This is a genomic window from Rhodococcus sp. CX (assembly GCF_015865005.1).
Lineage (GTDB): Bacteria > Actinomycetota > Actinomycetes > Mycobacteriales > Mycobacteriaceae > Rhodococcus.
This window is the reverse complement of record NZ_JADZGH010000099.1, coordinates 108,246-111,756: the sequence shown is the minus strand read 5'-3', so window position 1 is coordinate 111,756 and position 3,511 is coordinate 108,246. Positions and strand designations below refer to the sequence as shown.

2 protein-coding genes and 2 pseudogenes are annotated in these 3,511 nt (G+C 69.8%); 1 reads left to right on the top strand and 3 read right to left on the bottom strand.

The features are described from left to right. The 3 genes and pseudogenes from I0Q12_RS10970 to I0Q12_RS10960 all read right to left on the bottom strand — a co-directional run. Window positions 1-532, bottom strand: a pseudogene (locus tag I0Q12_RS10970) (lactate utilization protein C); the annotation flags it as partial. A gap of 38 nt (window positions 533-570) precedes the next feature. After that, window positions 571-2,082: a LutB/LldF family L-lactate oxidation iron-sulfur protein gene (locus I0Q12_RS10965; protein ID WP_197251945.1), complete on the bottom strand. Its 1,512-nt coding sequence runs from the start codon at window positions 2,080-2,082 to the stop codon at window positions 571-573. Next, window positions 2,079-2,833, bottom strand: a pseudogene (locus I0Q12_RS10960) ((Fe-S)-binding protein). The gene I0Q12_RS10965 and the pseudogene I0Q12_RS10960 overlap by 4 nt, the downstream one beginning before the upstream one ends. 93 nt (window positions 2,834-2,926) lie before the next feature. On the opposite strand from I0Q12_RS10960, the gene I0Q12_RS10955 reads away from it, so the two are divergent. Further along, window positions 2,927-3,511 (top strand): FadR/GntR family transcriptional regulator (locus tag I0Q12_RS10955; protein ID WP_231610425.1); only part of this gene is annotated, 585 nt, incomplete at its 3' end.

Genomic DNA, 3,511 nt, shown 5'->3' with positions numbered 1-3,511 from the left:
CGCGTTCGAGTTCGATGTCCGAGGTCGCGGACGGCCCGCTGATCAGGGTGGTGGGCCGCTCCGGCACGAGCCGGGCCAGAGCTTCGGGCACCCCGACCTCGACGGTGTCGAGCGGCACGACGCACACATGCAGATCCGGCACGAGTGTCAGGGCCCGGCGACCCTGGTCGGCGCTGCCGTCGAGGAAGATGGTGCCCGTCTCGGCGCACGACACCGCCGACGCGGTGACGACCCCGTCGAGCGCTTCGAGCTCCGGCGCCGGCACGTCGGCCGAGTCCACGACGATCTCCCCGTCGAACGCGGCGAGCCACGAGTCGTCGAGACCGGCGGGCACACCCACCCGCGCGACCTTCCGGTCGGCGAGCACCCGCGCGAGGACCGTCGGTAGTTCGGCTGCGGTGCAGCGGTGCACGTGGGCCTTGTAGTCGAGCAACCGGTCGGCGAACAGTTCGTAGCGTTCGTCGTCCGGCAGGGTTCGGCCGGTGCGGTACGCGCGGGGGATCTCCGTGGGCGCGGACGGCGCGAGCGCCAGGGCGTCGCGGATGCGGCCGAGCACCGTCTCGCGGGCGCTCATCGTTCGCCCCCTTCCTGTCGCGCTGCGGCCATCGCCGCGCGACCTTCGTCGGAATCCCACCACTGCCGGAACGTCTGCTTCGGCGGTGCCGGGATGTCGCGGGCCGCGGTCCAGCCGCCGAGCGGGCCGGGCAGCGCCGAGATCGCGCCCTTCTTCCCCGCGACGATCCGGCCGCCGATGCCTCCGGCCTTCTGCGCCGCGGTCCACCGCCGCGAGGACGACATCGCCAGCGACGCCGCCTTCATCGCCGCGGCTTCGACGGTGAGTCCCGCCTGCTCGACCTTCTGGTGCCGCAGTTCGACGAGCAACGACGGGATGTCGATCTTGACGGGGCAGGCGTCGAAGCACGCGCCGCACAGGCTCGACGCGAACGGCAGCGTCGCGTTCGGGTCGCCGGGTTCGTTCATGCCCGCGAGTTGCGGGGTGAGCACGGCCCCGATCGGACCCGGATAGGTCGAGCCGTAGGCGTGGCCGCCGGTGCGTTCGTAGACCGGGCACACGTTGAGGCACGCGGAGCACCGGATGCAGTGCAGCGCTTCGCGTCCCACCGAATCTGCGAGCGCGGCGGTGCGGCCGTTGTCGAGCAGGATCAGGTGGAACGCCTGCGGTCCGTCACCCGGGGTGACACCCGTCCACATCGACGTGTACGGATTCATCCGCTCCCCCGTCGACGACCGCGGTAGCAGTTGGAGGAACACCTCCAGGTCGCGGTAGGTGGGGAGCAGCTTCTCGATGCCCATGACGGTGATGAGGGTCTGCGGCAGCGTCAGGCACATCCGGCCGTTGCCCTCGGATTCGACGACCGCGAGGGTGCCGGTCTCGGCGATCCCGAAGTTCGCGCCCGATACCGCGACCGGGACGGTCATGAACTTGTGGCGCAGGAACTTTCGCGCCGCCTCCGCGAGGTGCGCAGGATTGTCGTCGAGATCCGGGTCCACGCCCGGCATTTCGCGCAGGAAGATCTCACGGATCTCGGAACGGTTGCGGTGGATGGCCGGGACGAGGATGTGCGACGGCCGGTCGTGGCCGAGCTGGACGATGAGTTCGGCCAGGTCCGTCTCGTGCGCAACGATGCCCTGGGCTTCGAGATACTCGTTGAGGCCGATCTCCTGAGTGGCCATGGATTTGACCTTGACGATCTCGTCGGATCCGGTGTCGCGCACCAGTTGTGCGACGAGGGCGTTGGCCTCGTCGGCGTCGGCGGCCCAGTGCACGATGCCACCCCGTTCGGCGACGGCGGCTTCGAGCTGTTCGAGCAGTTCGGGCAGGCGCGCGAGCACGTCCTTCTTGACGGCGGCACCGGCGTCGCGCAGCGCCTCCCAGTCGGGGACCTCCCCGGTCACGCGGAGCCGCTTGGCGCGGATGGTGTGGGTGGCCTTGCCGATGTTGCGGCGCAGCTGACTGTCGGTGAGTTCGTGATGCGCTGCGTCCGGGAACTTTTCGACGCCGCGCAGATTTCCCGAGCCGCGCGGTGGGACGGTGGGCGTGCCGAGCGCGGTGATGCTCATGCGGTCACCACCGGGGCGTCGACGGAGGCGAGGATCTCGGCGAGGTGCACGGTGCGGCCGCCGGTTTTCAGGCGCGACATGCCGCCCCCGATGTGCATCAGGCAGGACGAGTCGCCGGCCGTGCAGTATTCGGCGCCGGTGGCGGCGATGTTGCGGAGCTTGTCGGACAGCATCGCGGTGGACGTTTCGGCGTTCTTGATGGCGAACGTGCCGCCGAAGCCGCAGCACGAATCCGCTTCGGGGAGTTCGACGAGGTCGATGTCGCGGACGTTGCGCAGCAACTGCAGCGGTTTGTCGCCGACCCGCAGCATGCGCAGGGAATGGCAGGTCGGGTGGTAGGTGTGACGCGATGCGGGTAGCGGGCGCCGACGTCGGTGACGCCGAGGACGTCGACGAGGAACTCGGACAGTTCGTACGTCTTGGCCTTGACCGTGTCGACCTTCCCGCGCAGCGCGGCGTCGCCGTAGCGGCCGGCGACGATCTCGTGCTGGTGCCGGACGGATCCGGCGCACGATCCGGACGGGACGACGACCGCGTCGATGGAGGGGTCGCCGAAGGTGTCGGCGTAGTTGCGGACGAGGGGCAGTGCGTCGGGTTGGTATCCGGTGTTGACGTGCATCTGCCCGCAGCAGGTCTGGCCGGGCGGGAACACGACGTCGTGGCCGAGCCTCGCCAGGAGCAGGGCGGTGGCCTTGACCGCGCCGGGGAACAGGGTGTCGCCGAGGCAGGTGGCGAACAACGCGACTCGCATGGTGGATCTCCGCATCGAATCTGTGTGGTCTGACCACACTAACCCACGTTCGGGAGCCACGCACGAGAAAGAGGCGGCCTAGGCTCTGCTGACATGTCGTCGCCGTCCGCACCCCGCGCCTGGGAGCAGGTACTCGCCCGCCTCGAGGAGAAGCTGATCTCCGGTGAACTCGCGCCGGGGCAGCGGCTCCCGGGTGAGCGCATCCTCGCGGCCGAACTCGGCGTGGGCCGGTCGTCGGTGCGTGAGGCGCTGCGGGTGATGGAGGCGCTCGGCCTCCTCACCGCGCACACCGGGTCGGGTCCCAACGCCGGGGCGATGATCGTCTCCCGGCCGGTGGGCGGAATGTCGATGCTCATGCGCATGCAGGTCGCGGCCCAGAACTTTCCGGTCCGCGACGTCGTGCAGACCCGGCTGGTCCTCGAGACCGAGGTCGTGCAGACGCTCGCCGGTACACGCCCGGTCCCGGACCTGTCCCACGCCGAGGAGTTGCTCATCGCGATGGACTCTCCCGAGCTGTCCGCGCACGAGTTCCTGGTCCTCGACTCCCGGTTCCACATCGCCCTGGCCGACGCCGCCGGAAACCTGGTCATCGCCTCGATGATGGCCGCGCTGCGCGAATCGATCGAAAGCTATGTGCTTGCCGGAGCACCCCTCGCCACCTGGCCGGAGACCTGCAGC

Bases quoted from the DNA above. Each gene is read 5' to 3' on its own strand.
- I0Q12_RS10965 (WP_197251945.1), bottom strand. From the start codon at position 2,082: ATGAGCATCACCGCGCTCGGCACGCCCACCGTCCCACCGCGCGGCTCG.